Genomic DNA, 17,778 nt, shown 5'->3' with positions numbered 1-17,778 from the left:
ATCAACACCTGGCTGCCTACCTGACTTTCACGACATCGTCCGGCTTCCAGGTCTGGTCATAGAAGGCGTCTTCAGTCCCGTACAAGCGCAGGGCCACGAGAAAATTGCGCCCTGGGAGGGTCTGGATGAAGGCGGCGTCCGCCACATCTGCTGGTTTTTCCGGGCCAAACCAGATCTCCAGAGAGCCGTCCGCCTGCTTGGGAATGTCATAGTAGCCATTGGTGGAGGGCAACAGCTGCTTGGTCTCGGGCATGGTGCCGTCGGTGATGTTGTACGCGGTCACTGCCCAGAACAACGCAGCGGGAGGGTTCGGCGGCAGGCGCAGTTTGTAGGTGCTGCTGCCTTCGAGGAACTTCCCGTCCTTGTCGCGCCCGGTGAAGGGGTACTTCGAACCCGCCCCGGTGGTGTGCATCACCATGGCCGGTGCCGAAGAGTAGGCAAACTGGAAGAAGTTGGCGCGCTGGTTGACGTCCAGGTAACTGTCCTGCATCCAGTCGTTGGTGCCGCCCGCCCAGGTGTTTTCGTACTGGCGATCCGTGTAATAAAGGTTGCGCTTGTCTTCACGGCCCAGTTGGCGGTTGGCCAGGATCATCTTGGGCGCGGTTTCGACGGCCTTCTTCAGCAGCTCGTCCTGCCGCGCCGTGGGCTTGAAGGGTTCGCCCTTGATGATGCCGATCGAGGCCAGCACACCGCGCAGCTCGGGGTCGATGGCTTCGACAGGCTCGTAGTCGACGAAGGCCTTGAGCTTGGTCCAGTAAGTGTTGTCAACCGGGTACATCATGTTCAGCGCCTTGCCGCTGGCGTCGGGGAACTGCATCGGCTTGACGTCTTTCTCGACCGTGAACAGCGGGTAGACGCGGGTGGTTTCGGCATTTGCCACCGCTGGAGCCGGGTCAGGTTTGCCGTCGCCTTTGGCCATGACGGTACGGAAGAACAGGAAAACGTTGTACGTGCGCGACTTGACCGCGAAGTAACCGCGCGGCACCGGCCCTTGGTAATCCGGAGGCAGCAGCAAATAGAGCCCGCCGCGTGCGCGGTCGGGGCCGACGGCGCCGACATCGGTCAGGGTGCGCTGGAAGAAGTCGGTGAACATGCCGATGACGTTGGCAGGCGCCTTCACCACCAGCGGGCCGGTCTGCTTCAGGTCCAGATAGCTCATGGAGTAGATCACGTCGGCGTTGGGCGTCGGCACCATGGTCCGAGCGTCCATGCGTTGCTTCCAGATCGGCAACACGTTGTAGCCGGCACCGAAGGCTTTCTCCGAACCGTCCTTCATGCCAATGGTATTGAGTGCCGGCAGCATGGTCATGTAGGCATGGATTGCGCGCTGGTAATACAGCTCATCACGCAGGCTTTCGGCCTCTTTGGGCTCAAGCCAGTTGCCGTTGTTGATCTGCTTGATCAGCGGCGAGGCCGGTGCCTGATCCTGCGCTTGTGCCATCGGCAGAATGGCCAGCGCAGCGGCCAGGGTGGACAGGGTGAATAACCGTTGCATGGAACTCATCGCACAGCCTCCTGAACAAGGGTTGGCGTCGCAACGCGACATTTACTTGATCTTCTTGATTACCGGCGGCTTCCAGCTGGCGTCCAGGATCGGCGCCTTGCCCCAGTAGGCGCGGATATACAGCGAGATGGATTCTTTGGGTGATGGCAGCCAGTTGCTCTCTTTGTCCTTGCCGGGGAATGCCGGGCCAATGTAGAGCGTCAGCGAGCCATCGGCATTGCGCTTGAGGTCTTTGTTCTTGGTGTCCAGTGAGTAACGATCAAGCGCATTGGCGCTGAACAGGTGGTGCTGGTTGTACAGCGTCAGCGACCAGAAGCCCTGCACGGGCGGTTCTTCGCCTTTGGCGAAGGTGACCTCGTAGCTGTGGGCGCCATTGAGTTGAGCACCGTTGCCATCGAAGTCGGTGTAGAAGTACTGGGTTTCGTTGGGGCGGTTGTCGAACATGTTCGACTTGGCGGTGCCGGCGCGGTTGAAATAGTCCACACCCCATTGGGCGTTGTTGGTCGAGCGGTTCCAGCCATTGCCCGCTGGGCGGCCGTTATGTTTCCACTGGAAGAAGGGCGCGATCAGCTCCTTGTCGGCCAGCTTGGCTTCTTCGACCAGCAGTTTCTTGATGGCCGGGTCTTTTGCGGCAATGGCCATGAGTTGGCGGAACTGGGCATACAGGGCTTCTTCCCCCGGCATCGGCGCGACGGTGTCGAGCACCTGCGGGAGCTGATCGAAGAATTTTTCCGGGATGACCCACTTGGTTTCGCCCTGGCTGGCGCTGTCTGCATGGGGCACCGGGATGTCGGGGGCTTTCTTCCAGTCGATCGTCTTCATCTTGCCGTCAAAATCCTTGAGCGGGTAGAAGACGATCTGGTTGAGCTGTTGCTGGACGGCTGCGCGGTCGGCATCGGTGTCGTCCATGAACACGCGCGGTATGGTGTTGGCCAGCGCCGTGGGGCTGCGGATGATCGCTTCCACGCCGGCGGGCTTTTCGCCTTGCCAGTTCGGGCCGACCAGCAGGTAGAAACCAGGCTTGCTGGCATAGGGCTTGCCCAGTTCACCGAACTGATCGGTACGTTGGTCGTACATGGCGTACACCCAGAAGCGCTCGCCGAAGTCTGGCACCTGGGCAATCACGGGCTCGTCGTCCAGGGAGAAGAAGCCAAGGCCGTACACCACATCCTGGTTGGGGCAGGTGACAAAGGTTTCGGCCGGGGTGATGTAATCGTGCAGCATGCCCAGCTGGCCGCGCGGCGCCGCCGGCAGGATGCCGCCCAGCAGCCCCGGGTGAGGGGCCTGGGTGATGCGCTCGTAGCGGTTGATCATGTTGACCATCGGCCAGCCCCAGAGGTAGGCCATGCGCGCAACGGTTTTCACATAGGCCGGATGCATGAGTGCGTCGGTGCTGGGTTGCGTGAGCTGAGGGGCGGCTGGCTGGGGTTGTTCGGCGGCTTGAGCCAGGGGTGCGCTGAGTGACAAGACGAGGAAGGCTGTGCAAAAGCCTGTTTGTGTCGTTCGCATGGTTGACGTCCTTGCATGTAAGGAAGCAAAGGGAACGCGCCAGCGAACTACGGCGAACGGCATGGGCACGTCCACACTCAGCGTTTCGTTCCCAGACCGATTCGAAGTCTAGCCCGGTGATGTCTCAAGGCACTTGGCACGGCATAATCATTTCACGCCAACCCTCGAGAAAATGAACGCTTGATTGCATGTTCGCGGCAGAGATAAGGCCTTGCGTATTGATAAAAGCGATAGGTGCTATATCGCGAGTATCAGTTCCATCAAAGAAAATGTGAGCCACGACGTAACCACTTGATGGAATCTGTTATGAAAAAGGTCTCTCTCACCGAACGCATGGTCCATGCCGTCGGCTATGAATTCTTCGCCGTGCTGCTCTGCGCGCCCTTGCTCTCGTGGATCATGGGCAAGTCGCTGGCTACGGCTGGTACGCTTGCTGTCACCCTGTCGGTGATCGCAATGCTCTGGAACATGGTCTACAACGCGCTGGTCGACCGCTTCGTGGTGACCCCGCGCATCCACTGGAAAGCACTGGCGCGTTTCGTTCATGGCCTGGGCTTCGAAGCCGGGCTGGTGGTCTGGTGCCTGCCGGTGGCGGCCTGGATGCTGGAGATCTCGCTGCTGCAGGCGTTCATGGTCGAGCTGGGCTTCTTCGTGATCATCCTGCCTTACACCGTGCTGTACAACTGGGCGTTCGACCGGGCCCGGCATTACCTCCTGCAGCGCCGGGCCGTTGCCTGAGGCTTCAGAAGTGCTTGCTGACAGCGGCTACCACGGTGGCGCTGCAGACATCGTCGAAGCCGTAGCTGCTGGCGCATTCTGCCTGCGACAGGTTGGTGTCCAGGTAGCTGAGGCGCCAGGTGAGCCCGAGGAAATCGCGGGTCAACCTGGCCTCCCATTCGCGGTACGAGTCGCGTGACTGGCCGTTATGCGACCAGTAGCTCGGGTCCTTGAAGTCCACGCGGCCGTAGCGCAGTTCCAGGCCGACTTCCAGGGGCAGCACCCTGTGGTAGCCCACCCAGGTGTAGAGGCTGTCCTGATCCTTGCCGTATTGCGTGTTGGCATCGCTGGAGTAGTACGCCGCCAGTTTGAACCCCTGTACATCGAGGATGGCGTAGAACTCGGACAGGTTGTATTGGCTCTCCTTGGGGTAGGTGTACCTGAGATAGCCGAGGTCGAGGTTGACCTGCTCACTCATCTGCCAGGCCCAGCCTGCGTAGTAGTCGACCTCCTGGCGAGTCTTGCTGGCAAAGCCGAAGTCGACGTTCGAGGTCCAGGCACCGAGGTACAGGCCGCTGATGTGACTTAGCATGACATCGGCCTGCAAAGCCGGATCGCCTTGGGTTTGCGAGATGCCACGGCTGCGGTAGTCGCTGGTCGCGGCCAGGTCGATGTCGACCGCGAAGTCATCGTTGATCGGCATGGCAATCGCGGCGGGGGCGAGCGCGGCGCAGGCGAGTGCGCACACGGCTGCCAGGGTAGCGTGTTTCATCGGTGTCCCTATCTTGTGTTGTGGTTGTTGTGGCAGATAGAAAAGGCGGCATGCCTGGGGGCATGCCGTGCAGGTAAAGAGAGGCGCAGCAGCTTAGCGGGCGTACACCTGGCGGCCGCCGAAGTAGGTGGCCAGCACCTGGGTCTCGCCCAGCTGCTGGTCGTTCACTGCAAGCACGTCACGGTCGAGGATGACGAAGTCGGCCTGCTTGCCCGGGCTCAGCGAGCCGATCTGCTGCTCCAGGCCCAGGGCCTTGGCGGCATTGGCGGTGTAGGCATAGAGCATGGTCTGGCGGTCGAGACGCTCGTCGGCATTGAGCACGCCTTGCGCGCCTTTGCGCGTTGCCGCCTGGGCGATGGCCAGCCAGGGGCTGGGTGACGACACCGGCCAGTCGCTGGCGCCGGCAATGGTCGCGCCCTGTTTGTGCAGCGAATGGGCGGGGTACTGGTAACGGAATGCCGTGGCGTCGACGTAGGGCTTGACCATGTCGACTGTGTAGTCGTCGCCGGCGGCCCACAGCAGTTGCATCGAGGCAATCACGTCGAGGGCCTTGAAGCGGGCGAAGTCATGGGGGTTGACCAGTTGCAGGTGAGTGATCGAGTGGTGGATGCCACTGTTGCCGGCCTTGCGTGCCTGCTCGATGCCGTTGAGTGATTCACGCACCGCGCGGTCGCCGATGGCGTGGATGTGCACCAGCCAGCCGCGCTGGTCGGCGGCGCTGACCAGCGCGCCGAAATGCTGCGGGTCGATCAGCAGTTCACCCGGTTTGTGGGTGTTGTGGTACGGCTTGAGCAAGGCGGCCGACTGCGCCGGGTATTCGAGCACGCCGTCGGCGAACACCTTGATGCCCGGCAGGGTCAGGTTCGGCACACCGGCGAACTGCTTGCGCACGTTGTCGATGGTCTGCAGGTCGGCAGGGGTGCTTTTCGGGTTGACCACCAGCAGCGCGGCAACGTGCGCGTTCAGCCCGCCCTGCTCGGCGAGGGCCTTGTAGGCTGGCAGCACGCCCACGGTATGGTCGGTGGGCTTGATGGCGAAGATCGCCTCGCCAGGCATGCTGTTGGCTGCCGGGTCCATCCAGGCGGTGATGCCCAGGCTGTTGTTGTACTGCACGGCAGCCTGTGCCCCCTTGAGCAGGGTGGCGGCATCGGCCTTGGGCAGTACGCTGGCGACCCGGTCCCAGCCGGCGTCGACCAGGAAGCCGCTGGGCTGGCCATCGTCGAAGCTGCCGATGGTGTCTTTTTCCTGCGGGCTCAGGCTGCCCAGCAGCGCCTTGTCGATACCGGCGCGCTTGAGCATGGCCTGGTTGGCCCAGGCGGTGTGGTAGTCCTCGCCGATGAACACGATGGGCGTGGTGGCCCACTCGCCCTGGCTGAAGCGCTCATTCAGCGCCTTGGCCTGGGCCCAGTAGTTCGAACTGACACCGAGCACTTGCAGCACATCGCCATTGCGGGCGCGCCCGTCATCACGCCAGGCGCGCAGGCGGGCTTCGAAGTCGTCCAGCGGCACTGCCTCGCCGCCCATGTCGGCACCACTGAGCTGCAGGCCGCCGAAGATCGCGTGGGAGTGGGTATCGATCAGGCCCGGCGTGACCCGTTTGCCTTGCAGGTCAATCACCTGGGTGTGCGCGTCGGCGAGTGCGCGGGCCTGGGCATCGGTGCCCACCGCCACCAGTTTGCCGCCTTCGATGGCGATGGCCTGCACCTGCGGGTTAGTGCGCTCGGCGGTGAAGATCTTGCCGTTGACCAGTACCAGGTCGGCGGCGGCCAGTACCTGCCCGGAGGAAAAAGCCACGGCCAGCGCCAGCAACCCAGGAAGACATCTCGACATGTGTAGCCTCTTGTATTTATTGGTGTAACGCGAGCCTAACCAGCGCGGGCCTGGCATAGAATCGCCAGAACGCTAAAAAGCCTTTTGCCATTCAGGAAAAACCACATGGATACCTTGGGTGCGATTTCGATGTTCGTCGCCACTGCCGACCATGGCAGTTTCAGCCGCGCGGCCGAGGCGCTGGGCAAGACACCCTCGGCCCTGACCAAGGCCGTCACCCACCTGGAGCGTGAGCTGGGCAGCCAGTTGTTCGAGCGCAGCACCCGGCGCATCGTGCTGACCGAAGCCGGCCGGCTTTACCTGGAAACCGCCCGGCAGGTGTTGAAGAGCCTGCATGAGGCCGGTGAAGAGATCAGCCAGTTGCAGGGGCTGTCCGGCACCCTGCGCCTGACTGCGCCGCTGGCGTTCGGCCGGGCGTTCCTGGCCGATGCCTGTGCCGGCTTCATGCGCGAATACCCGCAGATCCAGCTGCGCGTGGAGTTATCCGACGCCTTTATCGACCTGATCGAAGCCGGTTACGACCTGGCGCTGCGTGAAGGCCACAGCGACCTGCCGGGCCTGATCGCCCGGGTCATCGGCCACAACCGCATCTTTCTCTGTGCCAGCCCCGATTACCTCGAGCGCAACCCGCTGCCGGTGACCGCGCACAGCATCGGCCAGCACCAGTGGCTCAAGTACATTCACCCGGCGCTGGATGCGAGGTTCTGGTGGCTGCAGTGTGACGGCGTGCGCATGCGCCTGCCGTACCCGCAGAAGGCCCGGCTGGAAAGCGACAACTACGACTTGCTGCTGCGCAATGCGCTGGCGGGGCACGGCATCCTGCACACGCCGGAGTGGAGCGTACGCGGTTATCTGCAGGAAGGGCGGCTGGTGCGGGTGATGGAGCACTGCGTGATCGAGCCCGATGCCTTCGGTGAAGACATCCTCGCGGTCTACCCCAGCCACCGGCGCGCCAGCGGCAAGGTGCTGGCGTTCGTCGACTACCTGCAGGGCTATTTGCAGCAGTGATGTTCAGCTGATCGGGCCCTTGCAGACAAACGAGCAAGTCGCCCCAGCCTGTGAGAGGATGTCTACCCCCCAGCCAGGACCCCGAACGCAGCCTGATGAAGACACCAAAACGAATCGAACCACTGATCGAAGACGGCCTGGTCGACGAAGTCATACGGCCTTTGATGAGCGGCAAGGAAGCGGCCGTCTACGTGGTGCGCTGCGGTGCCCAGGTACGCTGCGCCAAGGTCTACAAGGAGGCCAACAAGCGCAGCTTCCGCCAGGCCGCCGAATATCAGGAGGGCCGCAAGGTCCGCAACAGCCGCCAGGCCCGGGCCATGGCCAAGGGCAGCAAGTACGGCCGCAAAGAAGCCGAAGACGCCTGGCAGAACGCCGAAGTGGCTGCGCTGTTCCGCCTGGCCGCTGCCGGCGTGCGGGTGCCCAAGCCGTACGACTTCCAGGACGGCGTGCTGCTGATGGAACTGGTCACCGACGCCGAAGGCGATGCCGCGCCACGCCTGAACGACGTGCACCTGGAGGCCGAGGAGGCGCTGGAATACCATGCCTTCGTCATCCGCCAGATTGTGTTGATGCTCTGCGCCGGCCTGGTACATGGCGACCTGTCCGAATTCAACGTGCTGCTTGGCCCGGATGGCCCGGTGATCATCGACCTGCCCCAGGCGGTGGATGCGGCGGGCAACAACCATGCGTTCAGCATGCTGCAGCGGGACGTGGCGAACATGGCGCATTATTTCGGGCGCTTTGCCCCGGAGCTCAAGACCACCCGCTACGCCGACGAGATGTGGGCGTTGTACGAAGCCGGTGAGCTGCGCCCGGACAGCCCGCTGAGCGGGCAGTTTGAAGATGACGAACAGGCGGCCGACGTGGTCGGGGTGATGCGCGAGATCGACGCCACCCTGCGCGATGAAGCCCGTCGCCGTGCGGCGCGGGCAGAGGCCGAGCACGGGCCGGCCAAGGCTGAAGAGCCAACGCCGCCGTGGATGCAGTGATCCCGCGCCGGTAAAGATGCCCAGGTACTCCGCTATGAAGTGCATCCGCTATTCCAGCGGTTCGACGGTCTTCAGGCTGATGTAGCTGACCTGTGCCAGGTAGATCGAACGGGCGCGGGTGGCGTGTCGTGGGGGCGCCGCGGCTGGTGGATTGAGTTCTCCTGTACCGGCCTCTTCGCGGGCAAGCCCGCTCCCACAGGTACAGCACCTGTCTTGAGCTTGCGGTGATCCTGTGGGAGCGGGCTTGCCCGCGAAGAGGCCCTTACAGGCAAAAACCGGCTATTGCCTTTGACGCAAGACAGAATCTCGCCATCTGGCCTTTTCACTGGCGCGCGACAGGCATAAGGTATACGCCGTTAAAAATGCCCTGGAGCTGTCATGTCCAACCGTTTCCCTTCCGTTCGTCCCCGCCGTCTGCGCCAGAACGAATCCCTGCGCACGATCTTCCAGGAAACCGAGTTCCGCCTGGAAGACCTGATCCTGCCGATCTTCGTCGAGGAAGGCATCGATGACTTCGTGCCAATCACCAGCATGCCGGGCGTCAACCGCATTCCGGAGAAATTGCTGGCACAGGAAATCGAGCGCTATGCCCGTGCCGGTATCAAGTCGGTGATGACCTTCGGCGTTTCGCACAACCTGGACGCCACCGGCAGCGACACCTGGAACGAGAACGGCCTGGTCGCGCGCATGTCGCGCATCTGCAAGGACACCGTGCCTGAAATGGTGGTGATGTCCGACACCTGCTTCTGCGAATACACCAGCCACGGCCACTGTGGCGTGCTGCACGACCATGGCGTGGACAACGACGCCACTCTGGCCAACCTGGGCAAGCAGGCGGTGATCGCCGCCGCCGCCGGCGCCGACTTCATCGCCCCGTCGGCGGCGATGGACGGCCAGGTGCAGGCCATTCGTAGCGCGCTGGACGGTGCCGGCTTCCACGACACTGCGATCATGGCCTATTCCACCAAGTTTGCTTCGTCGCTGTATGGCCCGTTCCGTGAAGCTGGCGGTACTGCGCTCAAGGGCGACCGCAAGAGCTACCAGATGAACCCGATGAACCGCCGTGAAGCGGTGCGCGAGTCGCTGCTCGACGAGCAGGAAGGGGCCGATGTGCTGATGGTCAAGCCGGCCGGTGCCTACCTCGATGTGATCGCCGACATCCGCGCCGCCTCGCGCCTGCCGCTGGCGGCGTATCAGGTGAGCGGCGAGTACGCGATGATCAAGTTCGGCGGTCTGGCCGGTGCCATCGACGAGGGCCGGGTGGTGCGTGAAAGCATTGGCGCGATCAAGCGTGCCGGTGCCGACCTGATCCTGACCTACTTCGCCATGGACCTGGCGCGCGAAGGGATCTGATCGGCCCGCAGAGACCGCCTCGAGGTGTTTGTTGTCGGGAAGATCGAGCGCCGCCCGCGCGGCGCATCGCGAGCTGCGCTCGCTCCTACGTTTGATTCGGGCCAATTATTCCTGGCGGATTTGCGCGCGGAGGCCTTGGCGCATGGCACGATATCGCGTCGTGCAAACAAGGCGGTCGCGCGCGTCTGCCACAGGCGTTACTGGCCCGAAACAAACGTAGGAGCGAGCGCAGCTCGCGATGCGCCGCGCGGGCGGCGCTCGAATTCACAGGCGCTGCATCTCCCAAGCCATTCACATACAGAAAAAACAAGTAAGCGCTGAATTATTTAGTGTCCCTTTGTATCTGATCCCTTAGAGCCTTCAGCGACAGGGATACAGGCATGAAATCTCGCAAGAAAAACGTCCAGCCAATCGGCTTGAAAGACATCACCATCGTCGACGATGCCAAGATGCGCAAGGCGATCACCGCCGCTGCACTGGGCAACGCCATGGAGTGGTTCGACTTCGGCGTGTATGGCTTCGTCGCCTTCGCCCTGGGCAAGGTGTTCTTCCCCAATGCCGACCCCAGCGTGCAGATGATCGCGGCGCTGGCTACCTTCTCGGTACCCTTCCTGATCCGCCCGCTGGGCGGGCTGTTCTTCGGTGCCCTGGGCGACCGCTTCGGGCGGCAGAAGATCCTCGCCGCGACCATCGTGATCATGTCGCTCAGCACCTTTGCCATCGGCCTGATACCGTCCTACGCCTCGATCGGTATCTGGGCGCCCATCCTGCTGTTGCTGGCGAAGATGGCCCAGGGCTTCTCGGTGGGCGGGGAGTACACCGGGGCGTCGATCTTCGTCGCCGAGTACGCCCCGGACCGCAAGCGTGGCTTTCTTGGCAGTTGGCTGGACTTTGGCTCGATTGCCGGCTTTGTGCTGGGGGCGGGGGTGGTGGTGCTGATTTCCACCCTGCTCGGTGATGAGAAGTTCCTGGATTGGGGCTGGCGCTTGCCGTTCTTCCTGGCCTTGCCGCTGGGCATCATCGGCCTCTACCTGCGCCATGCGCTGGAGGAAACCCCGGCGTTCCAGCAGCATGTGGACAAGCTCGAGCAGGGTGACCGCGAAGGCCTGGCCTCGGGGCCCAAGGTGTCGTTCAAGGAGGTCGCGACCCAGCACTGGCGCAGCCTGGTGACCTGTATCGGTGTGGTGATCGCCACCAACGTCACCTACTACATGCTGCTCACCTACATGCCCAGCTACCTGTCACACAACCTGCACTACAGCGAAGACCACGGCGTGCTGATCATCATCGCGATCATGGTCGGCATGCTGTTCGTGCAACCCATCATTGGCCTGATGAGCGATAAATTCGGCCGGCGCCCGTTCATCGTGGTAGGCAGCGTCGGGCTGTTCGCCCTGGCCATCCCGGCGTTCATGCTGATCAACAGCGGCGCGCTCGGGCTGATCTTCTCCGGCCTGCTGATCATCGCCGTGCTGCTGAACTTCTTCATCGGCGTGATGGCCTCGACCTTGCCGGCGATGTTCCCCACGCACATTCGCTACAGCGCCCTGGCCAGTGCCTTCAACATTTCGGTGCTGATTGCCGGCCTGACACCGACCCTCGCGGCCTGGCTGGTGGAGAGCAGCGGCAACCTGTACATGCCGGCGTACTACCTGATGGTGATTGCCGTGGTCGGCCTGGTCACCGGCCTGACCATGAAGGAAACCGCCAACAAGCCGCTGCGTGGTGCAGCGCCAGCGGCGTCGGACATCGAAGAGGCGCGCGAACTGCTGCAGGAGCACCACGACAACATCGAGCAGAAGATCGAAGACATCGACGCGCAGATCGCCGAGCTCGAGGCCAAGCGCCAGTTGCTGGTGCAACAGCACCCGCGCATCGAGTGAGGCTCAGCGCGGCATGTAGCCGCGCTGCCACGAACGTGGGATGAACCGCGACACCAGCGCCAGCAGGCAGGCCAGGGCACTACTGCCCGCCATCGCCTGCAACCCCAGATGCTGTTGCAACCAGGCACCGAGGGCGGCGCCCAGCAGCATGCCGGCCCAAGGCACCAGTTGCACCCGCCAGCCGTTGCGCCGCTCGCCCAGCAGCCAGCGCCCCAGGCCGCGGCCGAAGCGCGACAGGGCGCCGGTGACGTAGGTCAGGCCGATGGGCAGGCCGTTCACCTGTTCCACCACGGCATTGATCATGCCCATGGCCAGGGTGGCGGCCAGCAGCGCCGGGAACGTTGCGGCGAACGGCCAGCTCGCGGCGCAGGCCAGCAGCCCGGCCACCACCAGCAGCACCGGCCAGGCCCGGCGGTGAAAGCCACGGGCCAGCAACACGCCCAGCGCGTTGCCAGCGACGAAGCCCAGCACCGCGCCGCTCAGGCGCAGCACCAGGGCCAGGTCTGCCTGGCTGATGGCCACCGCCAGGCGCGTGGTGTTGCCGCTCATGAACGAGACGAAATCACCCAGCGCCAGCAGGCCGATGGCGTCGGTCATGCCGGCCAGCACCGATAGCCCGGCGACCAGGCCAAGGCCGACGCGGCCACGCAAAACCTGCAGGCGCAGGCGCCTGGCGGTGCGCGCGGGGAGGGCGTTGGGCAGCATGCGCAGGCTTTAGCGCGGCATTTCGCGGGCAAGCGTACTTTTGATCGTGCGCTCCACCACGTCCACCAGGACCATGGTCTGGTGGTCCACTTCGATGTTCAGCAGCTCGCCGGGCCTGTAGCTGGCGAAGGTGGTCTGGCGCAGGGTTTCCGGTATCAGGTTGATGGTCACCACGTTGTCCTCGACATCGGCGACGGTCAGGCTGCAACCATTGACCCCGATGAAGCCGCGCGGGAATACGTACTTGCCCCATTCAGGTGGCATGCGGAAGGTGATGAAGGCGCCGGTTTCCTTGATCGACAGCTCGACGATCTCGGCAGTGGTGGCGATATGGCCGGCCATCAGGTGGCCGCCGACTTCGGCGTTCATCTTCGCCGAGCGCTCGATGTTCACGCCTTGGCCGGCCTTGAAGTTGCGCAGGTTGGTGCGTTCGAGGGTGGCGGTCATGGCGTCGAACTTCACCTGGCTGCCATGGATTTCGGTGACCGACAGGCAGGTGCCTTCGACACTGACGCTGGCGCCGATCTTCAAATCATCGAGCAGTTCGGCGGTGAGGTCGATGGTGAACTGGTTGTGGCCCGGGTAGCTGGTCACATCAAGCAGAGGGCGGACGGCCTGGACGATGCCGGTGTACATGGAGTTGCTCCTGGGCACAAAGAGGGAAAACATCAGGAAACTATGCCCGTGGAGCATTAATTGCAAGACCGGCCTGTTCGCGGGTAAACCTGCTCCCACAGGTACGGCGCAGCCTTCAAGGCAAGTGATAATCCTGTGGGAGCGGGCTTGCCCGCGAACAGGCCGATACAGGTTTCAGACATGCCCACTGCTGTTGACGATCCTCAGGCAAAGGGCTTCATAAGGTTCGAGGTTGACCATCAGGCGTCCATCCTCGGTCAGGTCGCCCTCGACGGTTTCATTGATCATGTCCACCACCGGCCCTGGGGTGAAGCCGGTCAATTGCAGCTCCTCGGCAATCACCTCCTGGCCGAAGTTCAAGGCACTGATCTGGATGCCACGCCCGGATGGCAGTTCATGCACCATCACCAGCAACCCCGGGCTGCGGACGTCGGGGACCAGCACCTGGCGGCTGGTGGCGATGCCGTAGGCCTGGCGCACGGCAAGCAGTTTCTTCACCTGGCTGGCGAACGACGCGGGGTTGTCCAGCTGGCTGTCGAGGCTGCCATACAACGCGCGGGCTCGCGGCATGCCACGCACCGATGCTTCTGCCTCTGGGGCGAGCCCGGCCAGGTCGTAGCCACCCCGGTGGATCCAGCGGGTATCGCCATCGACCATGCGCTCGGCCACCGCCTCGGCCGGCAGCGGCAGGGCGCCGACCATGTCCCAGCCGGACAGCGCGACCACGCCCGGTTGCATGGCGTTGTACATCACCAGCAGCAGGTGCACCTTCTGGATCAGCGCGATGTCCGCCGGGCTGATCCGTTCAAGGTCGCGAATGCCCAGCGCCGCGGTGATCAGGCTGGCCGTGGTGCAGGCGATGCCGTTGGTGACGAAGCGCAGGTTGTAAGGCGCATGCTCACCCGACAGGCGTTCATAGATGTCCTCGCGGATGTGTTCACGGAGGATGCCGCCGGGCAAGGTCTGGCCCTTGTACAGGTACATGTCGTGGGCGTGCAGGGTCCAGAAGTGCACCAGCTCGACGGTCAGTTCGTCGTGGTTCTGCAGGGCGTGGATCAACGACGCCGGGTCGATGCCGAAGGCGTGCATTTCCTTGAGCATCAGGCGCAGGAATTCGGTGTCACCGGTCAGCAGGGCATGCTGGCAGGCGGGGCGGGTAATGAAGTCGTAGGACAGGTCGGCGCCGCCCTTGGACATCTGTGCGATGTCGTCGAGGGTCAGGTTCAGTTCCTGGAAGCTGAAGCCGCCAGCCTTGCGGATCATGCCGCCAATCAGCTGGTTGCCGACGATCGACAGTGGGTGGCTTTCGGACCAGGCGCTGTCGCTGGCGCGGGTCTCCACGCCGAGAAAGCCGTTGGCATCCAGGCGCAGGCCGCGGGCGCCCAGGCAGTCCAGCGCGTGCAGGGCGTCGCCGATGATCATCTGTTGGGCCGCAAAACTGGGGTCGAGCCAGTTCAGTGACGGCTGGCCTTCCTTGAAGTAGTGCAGGTACACCCAGCGCCGGGTCTTGCCGTCGACCCCGGTGATCGGCGCGGTGGCGCTCCAGTCGGTTTCCTTGACCCCGGGTTCGAAGAAGATCACCCGCTGCAACTGGCCGACGATGTAGTGGCGTTGCTTCAGCTCGTCGCACAGTGCCGGCGCGAGGTTGACCGCATCCCGGCCCGCAGGCACTTCGGGCAGCAGCGGCCAGTCTTCCTCGCGGATCTCGACCATGTGGTAGAGCCCTGGGTAGGCGCCGTGGGCCAGCTCGGCCAGGCGGAAGTCGGCGCCCTTGCCGGTATGCGAGGGGATCAGGTCGTCGATGGTCACGGCATTGTGCGCGGCGGCCATGCGGCTCATCTGAACCAGTTCCTGCTCGGAGCCGTACAGCGGGTCGATATCGAAGCTGATGCGGTCGAAGTTGCCGTCGACGCTAGGCGTGAAGTCACGCCCGCGCACGCCGCCGGATTGCTTGATCGGGCCGGTGTGGATACCTTGCACGCCGATCTCCGACAGGCGCTTCCACAGCGCTTCATGGCCCAACGCCGCCAGTACCGAGCTGCCTTCGGGGGCGATGATTGCGTCGGGGTAGACGGTCAGCCACACCGAGGCAATCTCGGTGGCGCGGCGTGGCTGGGCTTCGGCGTAGGGGTTCTGCCACAGGCGCGACTGGCCGGAGTACAGGCGAGCCCGCTCCTGCGAGGCCTTGAGCATCGAGCGGTCTTCAAGCCATTTGACGTATGACGGATCGGGCTGGGTCATTTCGCGTCCTCTTTGCGTGGCGGCACCGGCCCAAGTTATGACGGCATTGTCGGCCGATCGTTCGGCTCAAGCGCGTGTCGTCCTCTTCGCGGGTAAACCCGCGAAGAGGCCTGGCCTGCGATCAAGTATCTTCCTGGCGCTCACGCAACAGCTGGTCGATCCGCCCGGCAAACCGCTGCAGGACTACTTCGGCTTCGTCGACGACCGCGCGCTGGGTGCGGGCCGCCTGAAAAGCGATTTTCGCCTGTTCGTCGCCGGTGAGGACGGCGCTGCCAAGGCCGGCAAGGTCGACAACCGCAACACCGCGCTGATGCTGACCTACGCCTGGGCCAGCCACAGCCTCGGGGCTGGCTACATGCGCCTGGACGGTGATACTGCCATGCCGTACCTGTACGGCACCGAGCCGCTGGTGATCACCGAGGGTACGCTCAGTTCGGAGTTCATCAACCCCAGGGAGCGCAGTTGGCAGGTCAAGTTCGACCAGGACTTCGCGCCGTTCGGCGTGCCGGGGCTCAAGGGCATGCTGCGCTACGTGCGCGGCGACAACATCGAACTGGCGCATTTGGGTGGCAGTGGGCTGAGCGAGAGCGAGAAGGATGTGGAGCTGTCGTACGCCGTGCAGCAGGGCACATTCAAAGGCGTGACGCTGCGCCTGCGCCATGCCTGGTATCGCAATGACTTCGCGGCGGGGGCGAGCCACCGCGATGACAACGAACTGCGGGTCAATGTGGACTATACCGTCAGGCTCTGGTGATGGCAGCCGGGTTGGCGTCAGTCCGTGCAGCGGCCTGCAGCTGTTGACGAAACCACTTCCGCAACGGATCGGCATGGGTCCGCTCATGCCAGATTTGCATCACTTCGACCTTGGGCAGGGCCAGGGGCAAGGCGTACATGCACAAGTCTGTGTCACGTTCGGCGGCTTCTTCGGCGACCGAGCGCAGGCAGGTGAGCAGCAGGTCGGTGCCGCGAACGAGCCGTGTCGGCGCGAGGAAACTCGACAAGCCGGCCACTATCCGTCGACTGTGGCCAGCAGCGCGCAGGGCGCGGTCCACCAAGCCATCGAGGTCGCCGGTGAGCGTGGTCAGCAGGTGGTCGCAGGCCAGGAAGGCCTCAAGGTCGAGCCCCTGCGTCAGGCGCGGGTTGCTGCGCGATGCCAGCACCACGAAATCCTCGCTGAGCAGGCGTTGCTGATGGAAGGTGTCTGGCAGGTCGGTGTAGAAGCCTGCGATGGCCAGGTCGCAGGTCCCCTTTTCCAAGGCTTCGCGCGGCAACTGGCCGCGGGTGTTGTGGGTGATCAACACCAGGTTTGGCGCTTGGCGGCGCAGGACTGGCAAGAGCCTGGGCAGCAGGGTCTGCTCCATGAAATCGGTGCTGTACACGTGCAGGCGGGCAGGGCGGGCGAGAAAGTCCTGGCCGTCGCACCGTTCATAGAAGGCGGCCAGGCCTTCGACCAGGCGCTGCACTTCGGGAGCCAGTTCATGGGCACGTGGGGTTGCCGCCAGGCCACGTGGGGCGCGTACAAATAGCGGGTCGCCAAACTGGTGCCGCAACTTGTTGAGCTTGTGGCTCAAGGCTGGCTGGCTCAGGGCCATGCGCGCGGCCGCCAGTGTGGCGTTGCGTTCCTGATACAGCACGTGGAACAGGTACAGCAGGTTGAGATCCTTGCTAGCGATATTCATTTTATGGATCACAGAAATAAAAGCTTTCGAATTATCGAATCATAGCTGCCTGATTAGGATGGGCCCAGTTCCCTCATGACTCGATAGGTAAAACCTGATGAACAAGACGACCTCGCTGGTGCTGGCGGTGACTGGCGCATTGCTTACCGCCGCTGCCCATGCCGCGCCGAAAGGCGAAGTGCTGGTGCTGCTGTCCAGTGAAAACAGTTTGATGTTGCAGGATGGCAAGCGCTACCCGACGGGTTACTACCTCAATGAATTCGGTGTGCCCGCCGACCAGTTGCTCAAGGCTGGCTACAAGCTGGTACTGGTCACGCCCAAGGGTAATGCGCCAAGCGTGGACGTGCGCTCGATCGATCCCCAGTACTTTGCTGGCGACGCCACGGAAATGCGGCGCATCGAGCAGGTCGTGAAGGGCCTGCCGGGCATCAACGACACCTTGTCGGTGAAGCAGGTGCTGGCCGGTGACCTTGACCGCTATGCCGGTTTGTTCATTCCCGGTGGCCATGCACCACTGATCGACCTGGCCAACAACCCTGATGTCGGGGCTTTGCTGCGGCACTTCCATCAGGCCGGCAAGCCTACCGCCGCTATCTGCCACGGGCCCATCGCGCTGCTGTCGGCGCAACGCGACCCAGCCAGCTACCAGGCCGCCCTGACGCGTGGCGAGCAGCCGGCGGCCGATGACTGGGTTTACCAGGGTTATCGGATGACCATCTTCTCCGACCCGGAAGAGCAGGTGTTCGAAGCTTCGCTCAAGCCGCAGCGCCTGCAGTTCTATCCGGCCAAGGCCATGGCCGGAGCGGGCGGTCACATGACCTACGCCCAGGCCTGGCAGCCTCATGTGCTGGTGGATCGTGAACTGATCACCGGGCAGAACCCGTTCTCCGACAAGGCACTGGCCAAGGCGTTGCTGGAGAAGCTGGCTGAGCATCAGCAGGCCGACTGAGGC

At 63.4% G+C, this 17,778-nt stretch carries 14 protein-coding genes and 1 pseudogene; 7 read left to right on the top strand and 8 right to left on the bottom strand.

Annotated features, from left to right (window positions below; all coding sequences use genetic code 11):
- Positions 1–16 precede the first annotated feature (16 nt).
- A complete protein-coding gene (locus tag OCX61_RS15725) occupies positions 17–1,504 on the bottom strand; it encodes a DUF1254 domain-containing protein (protein WP_261940330.1) in 1,488 nt (495 codons plus the stop codon).
- 42 nt (positions 1,505–1,546) lie between these two features.
- Positions 1,547–2,884 (bottom strand): DUF1254 domain-containing protein, encoded by a 1,338-nt coding sequence (locus tag OCX61_RS15720; RefSeq protein ID WP_261940329.1) that lies wholly within the window; start codon positions 2,882–2,884, stop codon positions 1,547–1,549.
- Positions 2,885–3,319: 435 nt separating this feature from the next.
- Between OCX61_RS15720 and OCX61_RS15715 the strand changes: the two genes are divergently transcribed.
- Positions 3,320–3,751 (top strand): multidrug/biocide efflux PACE transporter, encoded by a 432-nt coding sequence (locus tag OCX61_RS15715; protein ID WP_261940328.1) that lies wholly within the window; start codon positions 3,320–3,322, stop codon positions 3,749–3,751.
- Positions 3,752–3,755: 4 nt separating this feature from the next.
- Here the strand turns inward: OCX61_RS15715 and OCX61_RS15710 are convergent, their stop codons facing one another.
- Both OCX61_RS15710 and OCX61_RS15705 read right to left on the bottom strand, forming a co-directional pair.
- Entirely contained in the window at positions 3,756–4,502 is a 747-nt protein-coding gene (locus tag OCX61_RS15710) for a TorF family putative porin (protein WP_261940327.1), read from the bottom strand.
- A gap of 93 nt (positions 4,503–4,595) precedes the next feature.
- Complete coding sequence (locus tag OCX61_RS15705) at positions 4,596–6,332, bottom strand: amidohydrolase (protein ID WP_261940326.1); 1,737 nt, start codon at positions 6,330–6,332, stop codon at positions 4,596–4,598.
- A gap of 105 nt (positions 6,333–6,437) precedes the next feature.
- Here OCX61_RS15705 and OCX61_RS15700 point away from each other — a divergent pair, with 105 nt between their 5' ends.
- From OCX61_RS15700 to proP, 4 genes are all read left to right on the top strand, one after another.
- Entirely contained in the window at positions 6,438–7,340 is a 903-nt protein-coding gene (locus OCX61_RS15700) for a LysR family transcriptional regulator (protein ID WP_261940325.1), read from the top strand.
- Positions 7,341–7,435: 95 nt separating this feature from the next.
- Positions 7,436–8,329, top strand: a complete 894-nt coding sequence (locus OCX61_RS15695; protein ID WP_261940324.1) for a PA4780 family RIO1-like protein kinase — start codon at positions 7,436–7,438, stop codon at positions 8,327–8,329.
- Between the two features lie 378 nt (positions 8,330–8,707).
- Positions 8,708–9,682 (top strand): porphobilinogen synthase, encoded by a 975-nt coding sequence (gene hemB, locus OCX61_RS15690; protein ID WP_027916845.1) that lies wholly within the window; start codon positions 8,708–8,710, stop codon positions 9,680–9,682.
- 380 nt (positions 9,683–10,062) lie between these two features.
- Positions 10,063–11,565: a glycine betaine/L-proline transporter ProP gene (gene proP, locus OCX61_RS15685; protein ID WP_261940323.1), complete on the top strand. Its 1,503-nt coding sequence runs from the start codon at positions 10,063–10,065 to the stop codon at positions 11,563–11,565.
- Positions 11,566–11,568: 3 nt separating this feature from the next.
- On the opposite strand, the gene OCX61_RS15680 is transcribed toward proP, so the two are convergent.
- From OCX61_RS15680 to treS, 3 genes are all read right to left on the bottom strand, one after another.
- A complete protein-coding gene (locus tag OCX61_RS15680; protein ID WP_261940322.1) occupies positions 11,569–12,270 on the bottom strand; it encodes a YoaK family protein in 702 nt (233 codons plus the stop codon).
- Between the two features lie 9 nt (positions 12,271–12,279).
- On the bottom strand, positions 12,280–12,906 hold the full coding sequence (locus OCX61_RS15675) for a riboflavin synthase subunit alpha (RefSeq protein WP_261940321.1): 627 nt from the start codon (positions 12,904–12,906) through the stop codon (positions 12,280–12,282).
- Positions 12,907–13,080: 174 nt separating this feature from the next.
- A complete protein-coding gene (treS, locus tag OCX61_RS15670; protein ID WP_261940320.1) occupies positions 13,081–15,147 on the bottom strand; it encodes a maltose alpha-D-glucosyltransferase in 2,067 nt (688 codons plus the stop codon).
- 178 nt (positions 15,148–15,325) lie between these two features.
- Between treS and OCX61_RS15665 the strand changes: the two are divergent.
- A pseudogene (locus OCX61_RS15665) lies at positions 15,326–15,901 on the top strand (OprD family outer membrane porin); the annotation flags it as partial.
- Here the strand turns inward: OCX61_RS15665 and OCX61_RS15660 are convergent.
- A complete protein-coding gene (locus OCX61_RS15660) occupies positions 15,888–16,826 on the bottom strand; it encodes a LysR family transcriptional regulator (protein ID WP_261940319.1) in 939 nt (312 codons plus the stop codon). The pseudogene OCX61_RS15665 and the gene OCX61_RS15660 sit on opposite strands and share 14 nt — an antisense overlap.
- A 97-nt stretch (positions 16,827–16,923) precedes the next feature.
- Here OCX61_RS15660 and OCX61_RS15655 point away from each other — a divergent pair, with 97 nt between their 5' ends.
- The gene (locus tag OCX61_RS15655; RefSeq protein ID WP_261940318.1) at positions 16,924–17,775 is read left to right on the top strand and encodes a type 1 glutamine amidotransferase domain-containing protein; all 852 of its coding nucleotides are present in this window, start codon (positions 16,924–16,926) and stop codon (positions 17,773–17,775) included.
- Positions 17,776–17,778 lie beyond the last annotated feature (3 nt).

This window comes from Pseudomonas sp. LRP2-20, from assembly GCF_024349685.1.
Taxonomy (GTDB): Bacteria; Pseudomonadota; Gammaproteobacteria; order Pseudomonadales; family Pseudomonadaceae; genus Aquipseudomonas.
This window is presented reverse-complemented; position numbering and strand designations above follow the sequence as displayed.